At 55.2% G+C, this 20,999-nt stretch carries 19 protein-coding genes; 3 read left to right on the top strand and 16 right to left on the bottom strand.

Going from position 1 to position 20,999, the window contains the following annotated elements; translation table 11 throughout:
- Positions 1-248 precede the first annotated feature (248 nt).
- The 5 genes from JHD74_RS09770 to folM all read right to left on the bottom strand — a co-directional run bounded on the left by JHD74_RS09770 (position 249) and on the right by folM (position 5,487).
- Positions 249-1,049: an MBL fold metallo-hydrolase gene (locus JHD74_RS09770; RefSeq protein ID WP_199062589.1), complete on the bottom strand. Its 801-nt coding sequence runs from the start codon at positions 1,047-1,049 to the stop codon at positions 249-251.
- Between the two features lie 71 nt (positions 1,050-1,120).
- The gene (locus JHD74_RS09765) at positions 1,121-2,617 is read right to left on the bottom strand and encodes a carboxypeptidase M32 (protein ID WP_199062587.1); all 1,497 of its coding nucleotides are present in this window, start codon (positions 2,615-2,617) and stop codon (positions 1,121-1,123) included.
- A gap of 46 nt (positions 2,618-2,663) precedes the next feature.
- Complete coding sequence (rstB, locus tag JHD74_RS09760; protein ID WP_024530161.1) at positions 2,664-3,968, bottom strand: two-component system sensor histidine kinase RstB; 1,305 nt, start codon at positions 3,966-3,968, stop codon at positions 2,664-2,666.
- A complete protein-coding gene (gene rstA / locus JHD74_RS09755) occupies positions 3,965-4,693 on the bottom strand; it encodes a two-component system response regulator RstA (RefSeq protein ID WP_199062585.1) in 729 nt (242 codons plus the stop codon). The genes rstB and rstA overlap by 4 nt, the downstream gene beginning before the upstream one ends.
- Before the next feature lie 71 nt (positions 4,694-4,764).
- On the bottom strand, positions 4,765-5,487 hold the full coding sequence (gene folM, locus JHD74_RS09750) for a dihydromonapterin reductase (protein WP_024530160.1): 723 nt from the start codon (positions 5,485-5,487) through the stop codon (positions 4,765-4,767).
- Between the two features lie 120 nt (positions 5,488-5,607).
- Here folM and JHD74_RS09745 point away from each other — a divergent pair, with 120 nt between their 5' ends.
- Complete coding sequence (locus JHD74_RS09745; RefSeq protein ID WP_024530159.1) at positions 5,608-6,024, top strand: hypothetical protein; 417 nt, start codon at positions 5,608-5,610, stop codon at positions 6,022-6,024.
- A 30-nt stretch (positions 6,025-6,054) separates the two neighbouring features.
- Here JHD74_RS09745 and JHD74_RS09740 read toward each other — a convergent pair whose 3' ends face one another.
- Both JHD74_RS09740 and ydgH read right to left on the bottom strand, forming a co-directional pair.
- A complete protein-coding gene (locus JHD74_RS09740; RefSeq protein ID WP_024530158.1) occupies positions 6,055-7,446 on the bottom strand; it encodes an amino acid permease in 1,392 nt (463 codons plus the stop codon).
- Positions 7,447-7,675: 229 nt separating this feature from the next.
- Positions 7,676-8,626 carry a DUF1471 family protein YdgH gene (gene ydgH / locus JHD74_RS09735; RefSeq protein ID WP_024530157.1) on the bottom strand — a complete coding sequence of 317 codons (951 nt, stop codon included), beginning with the start codon at positions 8,624-8,626 and terminating at the stop codon, positions 7,676-7,678.
- Between the two features lie 538 nt (positions 8,627-9,164).
- Here ydgH and pntA point away from each other — a divergent pair.
- Both pntA and pntB read left to right on the top strand, forming a co-directional pair.
- On the top strand, positions 9,165-10,691 hold the full coding sequence (pntA, locus tag JHD74_RS09730) for a Re/Si-specific NAD(P)(+) transhydrogenase subunit alpha (RefSeq protein ID WP_024486776.1): 1,527 nt from the start codon (positions 9,165-9,167) through the stop codon (positions 10,689-10,691).
- A 12-nt stretch (positions 10,692-10,703) separates the two neighbouring features.
- Positions 10,704-12,095: a Re/Si-specific NAD(P)(+) transhydrogenase subunit beta gene (gene pntB, locus JHD74_RS09725; protein WP_021177867.1), complete on the top strand. Its 1,392-nt coding sequence runs from the start codon at positions 10,704-10,706 to the stop codon at positions 12,093-12,095.
- A 171-nt stretch (positions 12,096-12,266) separates the two neighbouring features.
- Here pntB and araD read toward each other — a convergent pair whose 3' ends face one another.
- The 9 genes from araD to JHD74_RS09680 form a co-directional block, all read right to left on the bottom strand.
- Positions 12,267-12,968: an L-ribulose-5-phosphate 4-epimerase gene (gene araD / locus JHD74_RS09720; RefSeq protein WP_074029148.1), complete on the bottom strand. Its 702-nt coding sequence runs from the start codon at positions 12,966-12,968 to the stop codon at positions 12,267-12,269.
- Complete coding sequence (locus JHD74_RS09715) at positions 12,962-13,822, bottom strand: L-ribulose-5-phosphate 3-epimerase (protein WP_199062583.1); 861 nt, start codon at positions 13,820-13,822, stop codon at positions 12,962-12,964. The genes araD and JHD74_RS09715 overlap by 7 nt, the downstream gene beginning before the upstream one ends.
- A 1-nt stretch (position 13,823) precedes the next feature.
- Complete coding sequence (ulaD, locus tag JHD74_RS09710; protein WP_074029137.1) at positions 13,824-14,480, bottom strand: 3-keto-L-gulonate-6-phosphate decarboxylase UlaD; 657 nt, start codon at positions 14,478-14,480, stop codon at positions 13,824-13,826.
- On the bottom strand, positions 14,477-15,970 hold the full coding sequence (locus JHD74_RS09705; protein WP_199062580.1) for an FGGY-family carbohydrate kinase: 1,494 nt from the start codon (positions 15,968-15,970) through the stop codon (positions 14,477-14,479). The genes ulaD and JHD74_RS09705 overlap by 4 nt, the downstream gene beginning before the upstream one ends.
- On the bottom strand, positions 15,967-17,265 hold the full coding sequence (locus JHD74_RS09700; protein ID WP_199062578.1) for an MFS transporter: 1,299 nt from the start codon (positions 17,263-17,265) through the stop codon (positions 15,967-15,969). The genes JHD74_RS09705 and JHD74_RS09700 overlap by 4 nt, the downstream gene beginning before the upstream one ends.
- 96 nt (positions 17,266-17,361) lie before the next feature.
- Positions 17,362-18,342: a DUF4862 family protein gene (locus tag JHD74_RS09695; protein WP_199062576.1), complete on the bottom strand. Its 981-nt coding sequence runs from the start codon at positions 18,340-18,342 to the stop codon at positions 17,362-17,364.
- A gap of 61 nt (positions 18,343-18,403) precedes the next feature.
- Positions 18,404-18,883 (bottom strand): YhcH/YjgK/YiaL family protein, encoded by a 480-nt coding sequence (locus JHD74_RS09690; RefSeq protein WP_024530150.1) that lies wholly within the window; start codon positions 18,881-18,883, stop codon positions 18,404-18,406.
- A 10-nt stretch (positions 18,884-18,893) separates the two neighbouring features.
- Positions 18,894-19,892, bottom strand: coding sequence for a 3-dehydro-L-gulonate 2-dehydrogenase (yiaK, locus tag JHD74_RS09685; RefSeq protein WP_024530149.1), 999 nt, complete (start codon positions 19,890-19,892; stop codon positions 18,894-18,896).
- Positions 19,893-20,148: 256 nt separating this feature from the next.
- Complete coding sequence (locus JHD74_RS09680) at positions 20,149-20,997, bottom strand: SMP-30/gluconolactonase/LRE family protein (RefSeq protein WP_161712337.1); 849 nt, start codon at positions 20,995-20,997, stop codon at positions 20,149-20,151.
- Positions 20,998-20,999: the final 2 nt, after the last annotated feature.

The raw sequence follows: 20,999 nt of genomic DNA, 5'->3' as shown, positions 1-20,999 counted from the left end.
TTGCAGGCCGTGATAGCTAGCATATTTGTGCTGCTGTCACGGATGATGCTGAACACCGCCACGCAGTGCGTGTATCAAAATAAACTAAATTAGTTACAACATACATTGACAGTTGTGCAAACTTCTCTCCTGTGGCACCAGTGCTGTAGGAGAGAACGTACACTATGCAACATCCGCAGGCTTAGTAGGTAGAAATAGGGCAGGATACTATTACGGCAGGCATGCCGGGGCGCAATGCCCCGGAAGATTTACGCTAACGTAATCCTATCCCCCGTCGCCGGGCTAATCGTATTAGGCAACCACAATTGCCCCCAAGAACCGGTGCAATGGCAGCCCATTACTTTCTCGGGTTTGATTTGCTTGAGAAAACGCTGTACCTGCAATAAGCGTAGCGGAGAGGCATATCTCAGGTGAAAGCCGCCAATCAGCGCGTGGATCTTATCGATACCGGTGATCTTCTGGCAGTGCCGCACAATATTGATTATTCCCCGGTGGCCGCAGCCAGTGATGATAATCAGACCGCGGTCTGATTTATAAATCAGCACTCCTTCATCAGCGACGTAATCAGGGGACTGTTGGGCATTTTCAATAATGCCGTAGGCTTTGGGGGCAGGCACCTCGATTTCACCGGACCAGAAGAACCGCTCACTGATTTGCACCGGGGTTCGGGTCAGCTCCATGGCGTGGCGCGAATAATCCACTTTCGGCGATAAACGTTTGATTTTCTTTACGCGGCCCAGAAGATTAACGGCGGCATAGCGCACCTCTTGCACGCCGGGGTGGCAAATTATTCTGCTGTTATCGGGCAACCAGGGTACGCCACCGCTGTGATCGTAATGGCCATGAGAGAGCACGGTAGCGGTCAGGTTGTCGAGGTTTATCCCCATTTGGGCAGCATTCTGTAAAAAACTGCCGTCCGGCCCGGTATCAAAAAGCACGCTGTCTGATTCATCCTGAACTAACAGGCTCAACCCGGCTTTGGCGATTAACGCTTTATCCGCCCCGGCAGCTCGACGGTTTTCAAGTAACACATTGATGGTTAAGGCCATGTGGACTCTGTTTTGCAAAACCGTACGTTAAGCTATACCAGCAACGCCTTAACGTACGGAGGGTTCGGAGATTACAGGTAACGGCTTTCCAGATGCCGGCGGAAATAGCTTGGGTCTAACGTCTTACCCGTGGCGTTAGTGATCAACGTATCGGTAGGGTAACGGCTGGCGTGACGCCAGATATTTTGCTGTAACCAATGGAATAGCGCGGTTAAATTACCGGCAGCAATATCTTCGCTCAGCTTGGGCATTGCGCTGCGAGCACTGTCGAACAGTTGGGCCGCATACATGGCACCCAAGGTGTAAGTTGGGAAGTAACCAAAGGCACCGTCCGTCCAGTGGATGTCCTGCATACAGCCGTTGCGATAATCGCCCACGGTATCCAGGCCGAGGTAGCTGTGCATCTTCTCATTCCACAGTGCCGGAATATCTTCTACCTCGATCTCGCCCTCAATCAACGCACGCTCGATTTCATAGCGCAATATCACATGGGCAGGGTAGCTGACCTCGTCGGCATCGACGCGGATCAGGCCAGGTTTCACCCGCTGATTAAGGCGAATAAAGTTGCTCTCTTCCAGGGCCGGTTGTTCTCCAAACTGATTGACGATTAGCGGCCGCAGGACTTTCAGGAAGTCACTACCGCGAGCCAGCTGCATTTCAAAGAACAGGCTTTGTGATTCGTGGATCGCCGTCGACCGAGCTTGTGCCACGGGCTGGCCCAGCCACTCACGTGGCAGGTTCTGTTCGTAGCGGGCGTGGCCGGTTTCATGCACGATGCCAAGCAGCGCGGTAAGGAACTCTTTCTCGTTGTAGCGTGTAGTGATACGCACGTCTTCCGGCACGCCGCCGCAGAACGGATGAGCACTAACGTCAACCCGGCCACCATCAAAGTCAAAGCCGAGCAGCTTCATCACGCTCAGGCTCAGCTTACGCTGGGTGTCGACATCGAACGGACCTTGCGGGATCAGGCAAGGTTCTTGCTGCTGTTTGGCGACCACCTTTTGCAATAAATCGGGCAGCCAGGTTTTCAAATCGCCAAAGATACGGTCGAGATCGCTGCTGCGCATTCCTGGTTCATACAGATTGAGCAACGCATCATAACGGCTGACGCCTGCCGCCTGTGCGCGGATCTGCGCTTCCTCACGGCTCAGTGTAACCACCCGGCGCAGATTATCGCTAAAGCCTTCCCAGTCGTTGGCCGGGCGTTGTACTCGCCAGGCATGTTCGCAGCGCGCACCTGCAAGGGATTTGGCTTCGACCAGCGCTTCTGGCACCAGCACGGCATTATCGTACTGGCGGCGCATTTCGAGCAGGTTGGCACGGTCAAATTCATCTAGCGCTTCTTGTTGCGCGCGGTCGAGCAGTTCACCCGTTTTCTGTGCCGTCAGGATTTGATGCTTCAACACGCTCAACTCCGCCAAGGCTTCGGAACGCGCCTTATTGCCACCCGGTGGCATCATGGTTTGCATATCCCAACCGCTGATGGCCGATAGGTGATCAAAACGTGAAAGGCGGGTGAATAGGGCGCGAAGTTGGCCGTAGGCCGTAGAGGATGATGCAGATGTCATTTGTTCAACTCCATAGTGGATCCGTTGAGCCAACGGGGCCGGATCGTTATGCCGGCTCTATTTTGGTATCAAAAAGGGGTTTAATCGGCCAGCAGAAGCGGAAACTGGCGCCGCCCAGCGAACTGGCCTCCACAAAGACCTGGCCTTGATAGGCCACGGCGATGGAATGCACGATCGCCAATCCAAGCCCGCAGCCGCCGGTAGCACGATCGCGGCTGGGGTCGAGGCGGACGAAGGGTTCGAACACCCGTTCGCGTTCTTCTGGGGGAATGCCTGGGCCGTCGTCTTCCACCTGCAGGCATGCAGCATCGCCGTCAAACCACAGGCCGACGCGCAAACGCCGTTCGCAATAGCGCAGGCCATTGTTGACCAGGTTGTCTAACACGCGCTCCATCAGCCGCAGATCGACACCGCCAAAGTCACCGACATGCGGGATATTTAGCTCAATCTCGCGCTCTGGGTGGATCAACTGGATATCGGCCACCTTATCCTGTAGCCAACTGGGCAAATCGATTGGCTCAATATTCAAGGCTACCTGTGGTCGATCCAGACGCGCATAGGTTAATAGCTCGTCGATCAGGGATTCTAGCTGGCCGATATCCCGATTTAACGCCTGCTGTTCGCCTTCGGTCAGGTTATCGCTCATGGCCAACCGGTAGCGCAGACGTACCAGCGGAGTCCGCAGCTCATGGGCAATACCGTCAATCAGCTGTTTTTTACTGACGATCAGCGTGTTGACGTTATCGGCCATCTGATTAAAGGCGACGCCAAGCCGGTAAAGGCTTGAGGTGGGGACAAAGTGTGTACGTTCATCGAGATGCCCGGCCCCCAGACGTTGGGCGGCATTTTCCAGTTTCAGTAAGTCTTGCCAATGCGGGCGCATCCACAGGAATACCGGTAGGGCCAGCGACATGCCGATAAAAATCAGCAGCACCAAATCCAGGATGCGCATCTGGTGCAGATAAAAAAGATAAGGGATGGGGCCAACGACCAGCACGTAATGGCTGCGTGGGATGCGCTGCATGAAGGTATAGCGATCGTCCAGTGCGATGATCTCTCCAAGGCGCAGCCGCTTGGTGAGGTCCTCACTCAGGTTCTGCTTGCCGAGCGGCTCGATATGCAGTTTGAACGACAGGTTTAAATCCAGGGTGGCGATGGTTTTGTTCCAGTCTTTTAGCGGGATCTCCCGCAGCTCGCTGCGCATCAGATACAACGAACTCTTCATCAGGTCGTCCATCGATTGGCGCCCGGCACGTTCGGCGGTGACTTTGTATACCAGGCCAACCAGCATCGCCATCACCAGAAAGCAGACGAACAGCAGTAAAAAGAACTGCACGAACAGTTTTCTCATTGTTGCACCGATGCCCAGGCGTTAGGAGCAAAAAGATAGCCCTTGTTGCGCACGGTCTTGATGCGAAACGGTTCCAGAGCATTGTCATACAGCTTGCGGCGCAGGCGTGAGATGGCCACATCGATGCTGCGATCCATACCGTCGTAGCTGACGCCGCGCAGGTTTTGCAGCAACGCTTCACGGGCCATGATTTGCCCTGCATGGGTCGCCAGTTCCCATAGCAGATCGAAATCTGAGGTGGAAAGGGTGATGATCTCTTCCCCCAACGTCACCTGGCGGTTGACCGGGTCGATGCACAGCAAGCCAAAATGCACGGCATTATGCTGGGTGATGTTCTGTGTTTGCTCTTCTTTTGGCTGGTTGCCACCGTGTTGGCGCAGGTGTAAACGCAGGCGAGCCAGCAGCACCGCAGGTGGTGTAGTTTTCAGGATGTAGTCATGCGCACCCATTTCCAATGACAGGATGTGATTCATATCGCTGTCCAGTGAGGTAAGCAACACGATCGGGCCGGGATAAACCGGGCGCAGATCGCGGCATAGCGTCATGCCGTCCTTGCCGGGTAGCATGATATCCAGCAGCACCAGGTCTGGCTGTTCCCGCTCAATACAGGCCTGTGCCGTATCGCCGCGGGGTTCGATGATGACGTCGATGTCATGTTTACCTAAATAGGCGGCAATCAGTTTGCCTACTTCAGGATCGTCTTCTACAAACACAATTTTAGTCATAATAGGGTGGTTTTATAGGAAAAACGGCATTCAGCATAGCGCGCTGCTCGGTGTTGCGCCATGCCCATTATTTAACGCAGTGGTCGCCCACCATCTACTCCGTGAGTGCGTCCGGTAACGTAGCGGCTGCCCATCAGATAATCCACCAGGTTGACTACCTCACTTTCCCCTGGGGCGATCTGCATCAGGGATTTGGTCAATGCCTGTTGGCGATAGGCTTCATCGTCACCGGTGTTGAACATAATTAATGCCGGTGCGATAGCATTCACTTTGACGTCGGGGGCCAATTTGCGGGCAAAGGATCGGGTCATATTATCCAGCGCGGCCTTGCTGGCGGCATAGGCAATGTGCTTGTCGCTGCCTTTTTCTACTACATAATCCGTCAGATGGATGATATCGGCACCGGCTTGCCCCTGGCCAAGCAGGCAGGGTTCCAGCAGTTGGTTCAACAGGTAGGGAGTGTAGACGTGGATCTGGAGCATTGAAGCCATCACCTGTTCCGGTGGCGTTTCCGTCGATTCTGCCAACCAGGCGCTTGCATTATGGATCACGGCGCGCAGCTTTGGGGCAACCTGTTTTACCTGATCGGCAAAACGATAGATCCCTTCATGGGCAGAGAAATCGCCCTGCAGGCAGATCGCGCCAAGGTCTTGGAGTTCGGCTAATGCAGGGTATTCACTGCGATAGGCAATAATGACTGGAACGCCACGCTGTAAGAACGACTTGGCCAGAGCCAGCCCAATTCTGCGGGCACCGCCGGTGATCAACACAGGGGCCGAGTTGTGAGAGACCATCGAGTAAAGCTCCTGAGCAAACTGGCAAACATTAAAGGAATTATGCCATTATACGTCAGAAAGCGGATAACGCTTGCCATCGATGACATTTCAGCACTGGCCACCAGAAGGGTAACGAAGATGAACAACGATCATCTTGCATTCGTCGCGCGCAGTGAGAGAGTCTGTTTTGACTATACCCATTTTTTATCGGCCTCCTGCAAGAAGCAGTGGCGCTTTATCGATGCAATTTATGGGGTGATGCCCATCTTTGGCATGGTAGTGAAATCGCGCGTGACAGACTCACGCTCGCGCCAGGATCAGTTGAAAGAGTTGGCGTTACAGGTGGTTTCGACGCAGGTCAGCGATGAGGTCAACATTATTCGCCTGATCGATCTGGCCCGGCAACAGCAGTTGGTGGTGTTTGATATTCAACTGCCGTATCCGCTGGCGGCGGAGCAGTTGGCTGCCATTGAGAAAGAGTGTGGTGAATCGATAGTGGTGATGCAGGTCGGTGAGCGGATCACCATTAACGCCCAACCGATGGGGGGAAATTAACCGGGTGAATCACCCGGTTAATTAGGTCTATCAATGCAACATAAACCATCCGGCAGGGAGGGTTGCGGCCAGCAGTAGCATAACGGTGCTTTTCTCTAGCCGGTTGAGCAATTTCACGTCCTGATGCCCACTGCGGGCATACATAAACACCAGCAAGCCAGGCGCATACAGCAGTACCGACATCAACAGGTGCATCAGGCCTGAAGCATAGAGTAGCCACAGCCCATAAAGGCAGGCACCGCTGGCAGCGAAAATCAGACGCTTGTCCTGCCGCTGACGGGCTACCTTGAACAGGAAGGCCCCCACCAGGAAATACGGCACCAGGATCATCTCGGAAGCTATGGTCAGCAACGAGTTGTAGTTGCTGCCGGTCAGCCAGATAATCACCAGCGCAATTTGCACTGCACCGTTGGTTAACCACAAAGAGGCGGACGGGGCATGGTTGCGGTTTTGCTTGCGGAAAATTTTGGGGAATGCGCCGTGTTGAGCGGCCAGCAAAGGCACTTCAGCCGCCATGATGGTCCAGCTTAGGTAAGCTCCGCAAACCGAAACGATCAGACCGGTGGCGATGATCACATCACCCCAAGGGCCGATCAGATCAACCATCAGCACCGCCATTGACGGGTTACGCATTTCCGCCAGCTCACTACGCGGCACCACGCCGAGCGACAGCAGGGTGATCACCAGATACACCGCCAAAGCGGAAATCACGGCCAACATGGTGGCGCGGCCAACGTCCTTTTTCTGCCGGGCACGGGCGGAAACCACCACAGCACCTTCAACACCGATAAACACCCACAGGGTGATCAGCATGGTGTCTTTAACCTGCTGCCAGACTGGCGTACCAAGGGCAACGCCGTGGAAGTCCAACGTGAAGGTATCCATGCGGAACGCGATAGCGGCCAGCACGGCAAACAGGCCGAGCGGCAGCAACTTGGCGAGGGTGGCCACCAGATTGATGCTGGCCGCCGTTTGCACGCCGCGCAATACCAAGGCATGAACGATCCACAGCAACAAGGATTCGGCGATCAGCGCTTGCCAGGTATTGCCATCGCCCAGGATCACCGTGCCGCTGCGGTCTGTAAACAGGCTCAGTGCAGCAAACACGATCACCAGATAAGAAACGTTGGCGATCACCGCACACAGCCAGTAACCCCACGCAGAGCAGAAGCCCACCAGTTCGCCAAAGCCTTCTTTGGCGTAGGTGAAGATGCCACCATCCAGGTCGGGGCGCAGGCGAGTCAGTAACAACATGGCAAACGCCAAGAACAGAATGCCGACGCCGGTGATGGCCCAACCAATCAGCAAGGCCGCCGGGCTGGCAACCTCGGCCATATTCTGCGGCAGGCTAAAGACGCCTGCGCCCAGCATTGAGCTGAGCACCAAGGCGGTTAACGCGGTAAGACCAAGTTTTCTTTCCAATGATGGATCCCGAGACAGAATAAACAACTATGCGTTCCGTGCAGGCCAGCCATAACATCATGGCAATTACCGCAAGGGCAGGCAATGGAGCTAAAAATTGGCGCAAATTCTAAGGGGAGATGCTTGCGGATGCAATGATTGGTTATGCGCGATGAGTAAAAACTTATTCAGCAGCGGTATAAAAAAGGGCTGCACAGTGGCAGCCCTTCGATCGAGGTGACAGCAGGGATTATTTGAACAGATCGGCGCTGACGGTCAGGTTGCCGCCGCTCTTGTTCTGCCACTGGCGCGTCACATGGTAATACTTGGCGCCTTTCTCAGCGGCACGCTTCGCCACTTCGGTGGAAACGTCGGTCATGCTGTTGAAGTGGCCGGTAAAGGTCACGGAATCAAACGGCACCATCTGCGCGGCGGTGACGTTATTCACTTCCTGGATCTTGGTCCCGTTAGGCAAGGTTACAGTGTAACGCTGACCGGTAGACGTCTGAGTTTCGAAGAAGCGGCCAACGTCGCGGGCTGGCGAGCCGGAAGAGGCGACGCCTGGGATCTCGACCTTGGCGGCTTCTGCACCACCAGCAGCCAGCATGGCTTTACCGGCTTCAGAATCGGCAGGCACGGCATCCGGGCTCTGCACCACACGTTTCGGCGCATCGGCTTTATAGATGAAAGCGGTGATGAACTGGTTGCCGCCCTGGTTGGCATCTACCTGACGCACGATAAAGAACGAGGCAGCGCCTTTCTTCTGTGCGGCTTTGGTGATGGCATCGTTGATGTCTGGCTGACTGCGGTAGAAGCCGCTGACGGTCACGGTATCGTAAGGTTCAAGCAGGAAGGCTTCGTCTTTTGGCAGCTCTTTCACGCCGTTAATCACGCGGTACTTGGTCTCTTTGCTGACTTCTGGCGCATCTTTATGATAAACGTCTGCGGTGACGCGCCAGTTGCCGCCGTTATTACCGTTGTTGATATCCTGGATATAGAAGGCGTCGGCCCCCATTTTATCTGCACGGCGGGATACGGCATCGGCAGCTTCGTTGATAGCGTTGAAACGGCCGGTAATGGTGATGCGATCAAACGGCTTGATGGCCGCTGCTTTCTCAGGAGTTAACTCTTGCGCGGCATGCACAGACAGCGCAGTAAGTGATAACAAGGCTGATGCGATGATCGTGGTCTTCAGCTTCATAAAAAATCCTTTCGCCAAGCGCAGTAACGTTTATAACGTGCTGAACAGTTTAGGTGTAATTCAGCCGCAGATTATGCCATGTAACCTTGGCAGGTGTCTCAGCATTTTATGTGATGCGATGCGACAAAGCTGAGCCGCACTAGGTGAACCACATTGGGCCAACAGGTTATAAGTTTCAATAATAAAGCGTTTAATCTCATTAATGTTAATTATTCACAATTTTATAACTTTTATGCTCGCTGTCCCCGGCTGACAGGAAATGGCCTAGGCCAGGTTCTGCACAATAGTGCGCTGAAAAGGGGCTTCAGGGCAGTTTTTGCATCCAGATTTGAGATTTGTCATGGCCTTAGCTGCATTTTTATGTAAAAACTGACGGGTAAACGTAAGCAATTATGGATCATCGATCACATTTTCAGTAGGTTATAGGTGGCACCTTAATTTGCAGACAGGCAAGGCTGATAAAAAACTTGCCAGCCGGTGCTATCGCTATGGGTAAGACGATAATAAACATCATCAGAACAGGTGAGAAGGGAACATTATGCGTATTGGTGTACCAAGAGAACGGTTGGCCAATGAAGCCCGAGTTGCAGCAACGCCGAAAACGGTAGAACAACTGCTGAAACTGGGCTTTACCGTCGCGATCGAAAGCGCGGCGGGAAAACTGGCAAGCTTTGAAGATGCAGCTTATCAAGCCGCAGGGGCGACAATTACCGATACAGCCGATGTGTGGCAATCGGATCTGATCCTGAAGGTTAACGCACCTCTTGAGGAAGAAATTGCGTTAATGCGTGAAGGCAGTACGTTAGTCAGCTTTATCTGGCCTGCACAAAATCCAGAATTGATGGCGAAGCTGGCGGCCCGTAACGTGACCGCTATGGCCATGGATTCCGTGCCACGTATTTCACGTGCGCAGTCCCTGGATGCACTGAGCTCAATGGCCAATATCGCTGGCTATCGCGCTATCGTTGAGGCAGCGCATGAGTTCGGGCGTTTCTTCACCGGCCAGATCACCGCAGCCGGTAAAGTTCCCCCGGCCAAAGTGATGATCATTGGTGCTGGGGTTGCTGGCTTGGCCGCTATCGGTGCGGCTGGTAGCCTGGGGGCGATCGTTCGCGCCTTCGACACCCGCCCGGAAGTGAAAGAGCAAGTGCAGAGTATGGGCGCAGAATTCCTCGAGCTGGACTTTGAGGAAGAAGCAGGCAGCGGTGATGGCTATGCCAAAGTGATGTCTGAAGCCTTTATCAAAGCGGAAATGGCGCTGTTCGCCGCCCAGGCAGAGGAAGTGGACATTATCGTGACCACGGCGCTGATCCCTGGCCGCCCGGCACCAAAGCTTATTACCAAAGAGATGGTGGCTTCCATGAAGCCGGGCAGCGTGATTGTCGATCTGGCCGCGCAAACCGGTGGTAACTGTGAGCTGACCGTGGCCGACCAGGTGACCATCACCGAAAACGGCGTGAAGATTATCGGCTATACCGATCTGCCGAGCCGCTTGCCGACCCAGTCCTCACAGCTTTACGGCACCAACCTGGTGAACCTGCTGAAGCTGTTGTCGAAAGAGAAAAACGGCGAAATCGATATCGATTTCGAAGACACCGTGATCCGCGGTGTCACCGTGGTGCGCGATGGCGAAGTTACCTGGCCAGCACCGCCGATCCAGGTATCCGCGCAGCCGAAGCAGGCTGCCGCTGCACCAATCGAGAAAGTTGAAAAGAAACCAACCTCACCGATGGTGAAATACGGCCTGATCGCGCTGGCGATCATCCTGTTCGGCTGGTTTGCCAATTCGGCACCGAAAGAGTTCCTGTCTCACTTTACCGTGTTTGCGCTGGCCTGCGTGGTGGGTTACTACGTGGTCTGGAACGTCAGCCATGCATTGCATACCCCGTTGATGTCGGTCACTAACGCGATCTCAGGGATTATCGTGGTCGGTGCGTTGTTGCAGATTGGTCATGGCGGCTGGGTGAGTTTCCTCTCCTTTGTCGCGGTACTGATCGCCAGCATCAACATTTTTGGTGGATTCACCGTCACTCAGCGCATGCTGAAGATGTTCCGCAAAAACTAAGGGGTAGCAAAAATGTCTGGTGGATTAGTTACAGCTGCATACATTGTTGCCGCTATTCTGTTTATTTTCAGCCTGGCCGGCCTTTCGCGCCATGAGACGTCCAAGCAGGGCAACCTGTTCGGCGTGGCCGGGATGGCGATCGCGCTGATCGCCACCATCCTCGGGCCGGACTCCGGTAACGTGGGCTGGATCATTATCGCGATGATCATCGGTGGTTCCATCGGCGTGTATCTGGCCAAGAAGGTCGAAATGACCGAAATGCCGGAACTGGTGGCGGTACTGCACAGCTTCGTGGGTTTGGCTGCGGTGCTGGTCGGCTTCAACAGCTACCTGGATCACGGTACGGTGGCCATGGAACCGGTGATGGAAAATATCCATCTTACCGAAGTGTTCCTCGGCATCTTTATCGGTGCGGTGACCTTTACCGGTTCTATCGTGGCCTTTGGCAAACTGCGCGGCATCATCTCTTCCAAGCCGCTGATGTTGCCTAACCGTCACAAGCTGAACCTGGCTGCCCTGGTGGTTTCCTTCCTGCTGATGGTGCTGTTCGTACGTACCAACAGTGTTGGTTGGGAAGTGTTCGCACTGTTGATCATGACCGTGATTGCTCTTGGCTTCGGCTGGCATCTGGTTGCGTCAATCGGTGGGGCAGACATGCCGGTGGTGGTATCAATGCTGAACTCCTACTCCGGGTGGGCAGCGGCGGCGGCAGGCTTTATGCTGAGCAACGACCTGCTGATCGTGACCGGTGCGCTGGTCGGTTCTTCCGGTGCGATCCTGTCGTACATCATGTGTAAGGCAATGAACCGTTCGTTTATCAGCGTGATTGCCGGTGGTTTTGGTACCGATGGTTCCTCAACCGGCGACGCAGAAGAAATGGGCGAATACCGCGAAACCACGGCGGAAGAAGTGGCTGAACAGCTGCGTAACTCCACCTCGGTGATCATCACCCCAGGCTACGGCATGGCGGTGGCGCAGGCGCAGTATCCGGTAGCGGAAATCACCGAGAAGCTGCGTGCGCGTGGCATCAAGGTGCGCTTTGGTATTCACCCGGTGGCGGGTCGTTTACCGGGCCACATGAACGTGCTGCTGGCGGAAGCCCGTGTGCCGTACGATGTGGTGCTGGAAATGGACGAAATCAACGATGACTTCCCGGACACCGATACCGTCCTGGTCATTGGCGCCAACGACACGGTGAACCCGGCGGCGTTGGAAGATCCACGCAGCCCTATCGCCGGCATGCCGGTGCTGGAAGTGTGGAAAGCGCAAAACGTTATCGCGTTCAAACGCTCGATGAATACCGGCTATGCCGGGGTGCAGAACCCGCTGTTCTTTAAAGAGAACACCCAGATGCTGTTTGGCGATGCCAAGGCCAGCGTGGAAGCGATCCTGCGCGCGCTGTAATATCACTGTTGGAAAAGCACAATGCCAGCCACTGAGAAGTGGCTGGCATTTTTTGTATTGAACCCTTTCTCAGAGCGAGGACCGATCGAGTTTGCTGAGATGACCTCTTTACTTCCAAAAGCGCAGAGGCTAACAGCTCTCTCCCAGTAGGAGAGGATTGGGATGAGGGGGCTATTGCCCGTAATAGGCGTTCTTGCCGTGCTTACGCAGGTAATGCTTATCCAACAGCACCTGCTGCATGTTGCCAATCCCCGGCGTCAACTGCCGTGAAAAAATCCCCATATAAGCAATTTCTTCCAGTACGACCGCATTGTGAACCGCGTCATGCGCATCCTTGCCCCAGGCAAACGGCCCGTGGGCGTTGACCAGCACCGCCGGGATGGCGCTTGGGCTGATGCCGCGCTGGCGGAAGGTTTCAATAATCACCTTGCCGGTATCCAGTTCATAATCATGCTCGATTTCATCTGCGGTCATCAACCGGGTGCAAGGGATCGCACCGTAGAAATAGTCGGCATGCGTGGTGCCCCAGGCAGGGATATCCAGCCCGGCCTGCGCCCAGATGGTGGCATGGCGTGAATGGGTATGCACGATGCCGCCGATATCGGCAAACTCGCGGTACAGCGCCAGATGGGTAGCGGTATCCGAAGAGGGCTTCTTGCTGCCCTCAACACGTTGTCCATCGGCCAGGTTGACTACCACCATATCCTCCACCTGCATATGCGCATATTCCACGCCGGAAGGCTTGATCACCACCAACCCACGTTCACGGTCAACGGCGCTGACGTTACCCCAGGTAAAGGTCACCAACTTGTGGCGTGGGAGGTCGAGGTTGGCCTCCAATACCTGCTGTTTTAGCTGTGACAAAGTTAGCATGTCATTCCTCCTTGCTGCATTTGCTGTTCAATCCAACGGCGGGCTTGCACGATCTCGGCAACCGGTTCGTCAGCCTTTTCGGTCCACATCTCAATCAGGAAAGCGCCGCGATAGTTGAGCTGCTTCAACGTGTGAAACAGGGCGACAAAATCCACACAGCCTTCACCGAATGGCACATCGCGGAACTGGCCGGGTGACGTCTCAGTGACCGGGAAGGTGTCTTTGAGGTGAATGGCCGCGATGCGGTCAATACCGAGCTGCAATTCTTGCGCTACATCGTTACCCCAGGCGCTGAGGTTGCCAACGTCCGGATATACCGTGAACCATGGGGAAGCCAGCAGGGAGTCCCAAATCTTCCACTTGCTGATGGAACTCATGAATTCGGTATCCATAATTTCGACCGCCAGCATCACCTGCGCGGCAGCGGCACGTTCCACCGCCCATTGCATCCCCTCGGTAAAGCGGGTGAGAGTTCCTTCATCCTGCGGCTCGTAATACACGTCATAACCCGCCAACTGAATGGTGCGGATGCCAACGTCTTTGGCCAACTGGATTGCCTGTTCCATGATCAGATAAGCCTGTTGCCGCGTAGCCTCGTCATGGCTGCCGAACGGGAAGCGGCGGTGGCCGGAAAGGCACATCGAGGGGATGCTGATGCCGGTTTCCAACATGGCGCTGACCAGCGAAAGACGCTGCTCTTTGCTCCAGCTCAGACGTGATAAACGCTCATCACTTTCATCGACCGACATCTCGACAAAATCAAAACCGCAGGCTTTGGCCAATGCCAGCCGCTCCGGCCAACTCAGGTGTTTCGGCAGCGCTTTTTCGTAAATTCCCAACGGATGCTGGCGCATATCAAGATCTCCAAATGTCATCAATGGCGGTACGGAACTGACGTGCAGCCACCACCGGATCGGCAGCCTCGGCCAGCGCACGCCCGGCGATAAACGCCGTCACGGCAATGTCTTTAAACAGCGGCAAATCGGCCGGGACGATCCCGCCGGTCACCGAAAGCTCAATCCCCAGATCGGACAGCGCCTTCATGGTATCCAGATCCGGTTGGCCCCAGGTTTGTCCGCTGGCTTGTGCATCGCGGCCACGGTGGTAAATCGCCTGTTTTATGCCCAGATCGCGCCATGCCTTGGCATCTTCCAGCGTCCAGCGGCCAAACAGCTCAATCTGGATTTCACCCCGGTAGCGCTCGGCCACCTCCAGCGCACTAGCCATGGTGGCCAGGGGGGCTGCGCATATCACGGTCATCCAGTTGGCCCCCTGCGAAAAAGCCTGTTCGGCCAGGGTAGCTCCGGCATCGGCCACCTTCAGATCGGCGACCAGCGTATGTTGCGGGCAACGTTCACGCAGGGCTTTCACTGCCTGGATCCCGGCGCTGATGCATAAAATGGTGCCCGCCTCGATGATGTCGACGTACGGATGCAGACGGTCGACCGTTTGCAGAGCGGCATCCAGCCGGGTGTGATCGAGCGCCAGTTGCAGGCGCGGTTTGATGGTCATAAAGCCTCCTGAAAGTCGCCGTGTTGCAGCGTTTGTAGCGTGGCAACCAGTGCCTGATAACGTTGGTATTTACGGTGGTAAGCATCCTGAGCGGCGGGATCCGGCAGAACGGTTTCGATGCGTGGAGCCAATGCCCGCTGTGCGGCGGCAAAGTCGCCGAAAGCGCCGGTGCCCACCATGGCAGCCATTGCTGCACCTAAACAGCCGGTTTCCTCCACCTGCGGGAGCTCGACCGGTAAGCCGCTGACGTCGGCAAACATTTGCATCCAGGGGGCCGATTTAGCCGGCCCGCCGGTGACGCGCAGTGCCTTGGTCTGGGGGAAACGTTGCCGCATACGGTTCAGGTGGGTCATATGGCAGAACACCACGCCCTCGAAAATCGCCTGTACCAGATGTTCGCGCTGATGGAAGGCCTGCATACCGTAGAAGCTGGCACTTAATCCCAGCCCGGCGTTGGAACCATAAAGGAAGGGGGCAAACAGCAACTGGCTGCCAGCCTTGGGTAGGTCAGCCACCCAGCGGTTGAGCTGCGCGTAATCGTGCAGGCCCCATTGCTGGCAAAACCACTCCAGATTCGCAGCGGAAGTGGGGCTGGCTTCGTGGACGATGTATTTGCCTTGCTCGGCATGGCGGCCATAAACGAATGGATAGCTGGAGTCGGAAGCGATCGTTGCGGTGATCCCGCTGGTGACAGACCAGGTGCCCATTACCGCGTTGAGTCGGGTTTCATCCTGCAATCCGGCACAGAGTGCGGTGGATACCACGTCAAACAAACCGCCCACCACCGGGGTGCCGACTTGCAAGCCAGTCAGCGCCGCTGCTTCCGCACTAACGCGCCCGGCGATCTCGGCAGAACCGACAATCGGCGGCAGGGCTGGCACGATCTCGCCGATGCCAAGCAATTGTGCCAGCGCCGGGTCATAACAGCCGCGCTCCATCTGATACAGATTGGATTCGGAGATATTGGTTTCTTCACCGGCCAGTTCGCCCGTCAGGCAGTACCGCAGGTAGTCATGCGCCATCAGCACGCTGCCGATCTGGGCATAGCGCTCGGGTTGATGCTGCTTGATCCAGCGCAGCAGTGAAACCGGATGGCCGGTCCATAGAGTTTGGCGAGTTTGCTCGTACAGGGCTTGCGGCATGCCCGCTTGTTGCCAGGCCATCACCTGGGTCAATGCCCGCTGATCGGAGGACAGAATGGCGTTACCCAGCGGTTGCCCCTGTTTATCCAACAGGAACACGCCTTTGCCCTGGGCCGAAATCCCCAGCCCCTGAACGGCAGACGCGGCGATACCGTTGTGTTCCAACACCTCACGGATCACGCTGGCGGCAGTTTGCCATAGTGTGGGCATATCCCGCTCCGCCCAGCCAGGTTGCGGGGCAACGATTGCCAGATTACGGCGGGCGATGGCCAGTTCTTTACCCTCGGCGTTATACAAACCGGCCTTGATAAAGGTGCCGCCGCAATCGAGCCCTAGCCAGTATTTCATTGCTCGCTCCCGGCGACCTGGTCGCATTTATTTGGCAACATCAGCGCCAGCAGTGCGGCGATCGCCAGTGAGGCAGCCAGGCTATAGACGCCAACGTCCTTGTTGAACACCGTGATCAGCACGCCGACCATATAGGGGCCGCAGAAGCCACCGAGGTTGCCTAAGGCATTGATCACACCACGTGCACCACCGGCCACTTCGGCGTTGAATAATTTGGGGGGAATAGTCCAGAACACGCCTGCGGCCGCCTGAATAAATACGCCGCAGCCGACTAACGCGGCATAAGACCACCAGATGTGATCTTTCAGCAGGACGGAAAGCGCCATGCAAATAGCAAAGCAGGCCAGCGGCAGGGCAACGAACACTTTGCGTTTACCGGTGCGGTCGGACAGCGTGGAAACGATCAGCATGCCGAAAATGGCACCAATGTAGGGCAGTACGGCAAGCCAGCCCACCTGTTCCATATTGCCGTTGGTCAGGCCTTTCAGAATGGTGGGCAGCCACAGGGTGTAGCCGTAGATCCCGGTTTGGTAGAAGAAGTTAACCAGGATCAGTTGCCACATGATCCGGTCGCCCAGCACGCGCCGCAGTGAAGCATTGCGTACCGTTTTGCCTTTGATCAGCAGTTGTTCATCATGCAGGGTTTTGATCAGGTAGTCTTTTTCGGCCTGCGAGATCCACTTGGCTTCCTGCGGGCGGTTGCTGATGGTGAAGCACCACAACGTCATCACCACCAGTGACAAGCCACCTTCCACCAGGAACAGCATGCGCCAGTCCCAGGCGGTGATGATCCAGCCGGCTAGCGGGGCGGTGAGGATACCGGCGATCGGTACGAACATGATCACGATGGCGTTGGCACGGCCACGCTCCTTGTCCGGGAACCAGTTGCTGATCATGGTCAGCACCACCGGCAGCATACCGCCTTCTGAAACGCCGAGGGCAAAGCGCAGAAACAGCAGTTGGTATTGATTGGTCACCAAACCGGTCAGCACCGAGATCACCGCCCAGGCCAGCAGCGACCAGCCAATAAACTTCTTGCCGTTACCGTTAACCGCCAGCTTACCGCCGGGCACTTGCAGGAACAGATAACCGATAAAGAAGATGCCGCCCGCCAATCCGGCCATTGAGGCGGTGATCCCCAATTCGGCATCCATGCCGCCAGGCATGGCGAAGGCGATATTAACGCGGTCCATATAAGAAATAATGCAGGTGATCAGAATTGGCGGCACAATTCTCAGCCAGCGTAATTTGGGTATGGCCTGACTTTGGCTAACAGCAACAGAAGCAGTATTCATGTTATTGATACCTTCGCATAAATAGGGGGCTCGGAATAAATCCGTATTATTTTTTACCGTTTTATAGGTATTATTTGATGTTCTATCTTTTGGACGTCATGATATTAGGCCACTGCTTAACGCCAGGGCATTGATACCATCCTTGATAATAGCGATCCGTTGCTCGACGCTCTCTTGTGCCGAGGTGGACAGTAATTTGATACCGGCATAGTTTAATTCTGCCAGCGGAGCCTGATTAAATAATTGCCGCGCACTGTCCAGCGTCATTAATGATTCATGACAAACATAATGACTGCCATCGAATGGGGCAAAGGGCGCATGTGTATCCTCCCATTCGCCATAAGCTCCGTGGCTGGCGGTGCCGGAGAACATCAGGGCGCTTAATAACCCTGCCTGTTGACACTGTTTCACCTGTTGCAAAGGCAAATGGTCATTATGCCCCTCAATAGCAGAACGGCCCCAGTTGATGGCCAGGGTTAGCGTATCGCCAAAGTGGTGGTTAATCGCCTGCGCCGCGATGATCTCATCTTCCAGCGTTAGGAAACCCTTGCGTGGCATGGGCCCGGTCAGCGCATCGCAGTGCTCAATCACCAAATCGCATTCCCAGTGCCAACCGGCAATGTCTTCCAACGAGGCGATGAAAGCCTGCCGCGCCGCCGCACTGTCTTTTTCCTGCAGGTTGGGGGCGGATTGCAGCTCCAGGGCTACCACCTGTTGGCGACCGGCGCGATCGTTGGTGCGCTTAACTTTGTCATGTATTGAACGGATATAATCCACCGCAGCCTGGCGCTCCTCTTCATTACGGGCGGCGAGGCCAAAATCCCGCCCGCAACCGCGTCGTTGCATAGTCCCCATCACCGCGGTAAGCACCAGTTGCCAGTGGTTGGGGATCAGCTTAAGCAAGAAATCGTCACCATAAGGATGCAAGTCGTCCAGACAAGGTTGCTCCAGCCCACGGATCAGAGGCAGTTCAGCCAGCCGATCCCAGAATTGAACTTCCTTTTCACGTTCGAGTTGATGAAATGAAGGGGCGCAAGGATAAGCACCAATAATAAAGCCCGGCGTTGTGTTTTCCATATTTTTCACCTGATATTATCGCAATCAATGAAACGGCTAAATTCACGTTATGAGACAGTCTTTATTTCATCGTGCTGGAAAGTAATGTTATCGGTATTTTCACCACCACCTTTCTGATGTCGCAGGGCGTTTGATTAATACAGGCAGGGCGATGGACATCCTGCGGATAAAATACCGCAAAATTGCCGGGCTGCATGGTTAACCAGGATTCGTCTTCCACATCCTGATAGAAAATAATGTCGCGTTGTGCTAATAACTCCTGATGAATAACGTTATTTCCTCTGTCCGCCGCAACGCCTATTAACTCAGTGCCGCTTACCAGGAACTGCACGTCGATATTTTTACGGTGCACTTCAGGGCGCAACTCATCTTTATGTTGTGTGTGCAGATCCAGTACCTGCACCACATAACCGGTTGCCGGATCCTCATAACGCCCGGCAGACAGGGGGGTAAAATCGGTGTTCTGCAAATAGGCCACGGCTTTGGCAATCGCCGGGGGATAGTGTTCTGCTGCCGTATGGGCAATATGGCCGAAGATCATAAATTGCTCCTTAAAGTGCCTGAATGCGGGCCCAGACGCGATCGTCTACCGGGATGCCATCGCGTTGATTTTCGGCGCGGACGTGCGGGAAGCGGTGGCCCGGCAAGCGAATGGCGACCTCTGGGTTATCACGCTCGGCGCTGGTCACGTAATCCATAATGCGCTGCAGCTTTTCATCACGGGTTTTGCCGTCGATCAGGCGGTCGATCTCAATGGCGATAAACACCTGCGAAATGCCGTATTCATCGTGGTTATCTTCGGTAACTTCAGCGACCGATGAACCGCCAGAGAGCAGGGTAGCGATCATATCCAGCACTATCGACAGCGCAGACCCCTTCCAATAGCCCATCGGCAAGATACGCCGATTTTCTTCGATGGTAGCCGGATCGCGCGTCAGGTTACCGTCGTTATCGAAACCGCCGTCTACCGCCAGTTTTTTGCCCGCAAGGCGATTCATTTCCAACGCGCCGTAGGAGAACATCGACATCGACATATCTACCATGGTGATCGGGTTACTCGGCACGGCGACGATCAGCGGGTTAGTGCCGATACGGCACTCTTTAGCCCCCCAAGGTGGCATGACGGCGATCGAGTTGGTCCAGCAAATGCCGATATAGCCTTGCTCTGCCGCTTGCCAGCCGTAACCTCCGCCACGCATCCAGTGGTTGGCATTACGCAATGCTACCAGGCCAATCCCGTGTTGATCCGCTAACTGCATGGCGCGATCCATCATCTTGCGGGCGGTCAGGTTGCCAATGCCCTGATGGGCATCCCACTGTTCGATTGCGCCTAACGAAAGCAGCTTGCTCGGTTCGGCGTCAGGCACGATATCACCTGCGTCCAACTGCTGAATAAAGCGTGGGAAGCGGTTGACCCCGTGGGAATAGACGCCGCTTTCGGTGGTATCGGCAAACAGAGTGGCACACTCATCCGCCGTCGGTTCCGCCACTCCCCGTGCCAGCAACACGCGTTTGAATTGCTGTTTTAACTCGGTATAGCTCACTCTCATACTACTGCTCCCCTATGGCGAATCGAATGTTTTGCGTTCTTTTAATTTCAATATACGAAATTGCATTTCAAATAAATGCTATACCCCTGTTGGGACGAAGTCAAAGCTGGAGTGTGGGAAATTATCTCGTAAAAACAGATGGTTAAATTAACCTGACGATTATGTGATCGGCAACACAGTTTGAGGGGGTTGGCGTGCTACAGACGTGACGAAGCAGGGAGAGGTAAACTCCCCCTGCGTGATGATCAGCCCGTGATTACCCGTGGGTATTCAGGACAATGCGGTACAACGATGTGGTGGCAGTAATGTAGAGCTCATTGCCTTCTGGCCCGCCGAAGGTGCAGTTGGAAACGCACTCCGGCACCGGAATTTTGCCAATTTGCTCCCCACGCGGATTAAAGATAATCACGCCGTCGGCACAGCTGCAAAACAGATTACCGGCGCTATCCAGGCAGAAGCCATCTGGGATCCCCGGCGCGACCTGAGCAAAATGCCTGCCAGCCTTCAACTTCCGCCCTTCAACCTGATACACCCGCAGCTCGCGACGCCCAAGGGTAGGGAAGTCAATAATCGACATATCCGCCACGTACAGCAGGCTTTCATCCGGCGAGAAAGCCAGGCCGTTGGGCCGTTGCAGATCGCTGGCGGCAATGTTCAGCGAGCCATCACGGGGATCGTAGCAATACAGATAACAGCCGATCACCTGGCTTTCAGACTTGTAGCCCTCTTCATCGCCGATGATGCCGTACGGCGGATCGGTAAACCATAATGTTCCGTCGGAACGCACCACGATGTCGTTCGGTGAGTTGAAACGCTTGCCGTCCACCCGGTCGACCAGCAGTTGGACACTGCCGTCGTGTTCGGTGCGGCTGATACCCCGCCGCCCATGTTCACAGCTGATGACACGCCCCTCGGCATCGCGGGCATTACCGTTGGCATAGTTGGATGCAGCACGCCATACGCTGAGCTCGCCATTGCGTTCCCAACGGAACATGCGGTTGCCTTTTACATCGCTGAATACCACTGCATCCTGTTGCGGCAGCCATACCGGGCCTTCAGCCCAGACGGCGGGGGAACACAAACGTTCCAGTTGTTGTTCGATCATCT

It is taken from the genome of Serratia sp. ASV30 (assembly GCF_016428815.1).
In the GTDB taxonomy this organism is placed as follows: Bacteria; Pseudomonadota; Gammaproteobacteria; order Enterobacterales; family Enterobacteriaceae; genus Chania; species Chania fonticola_C.
The sequence above is the reverse complement of the archived record's forward strand: the minus strand, read 5'-3'. Positions and strand labels throughout refer to the sequence as shown.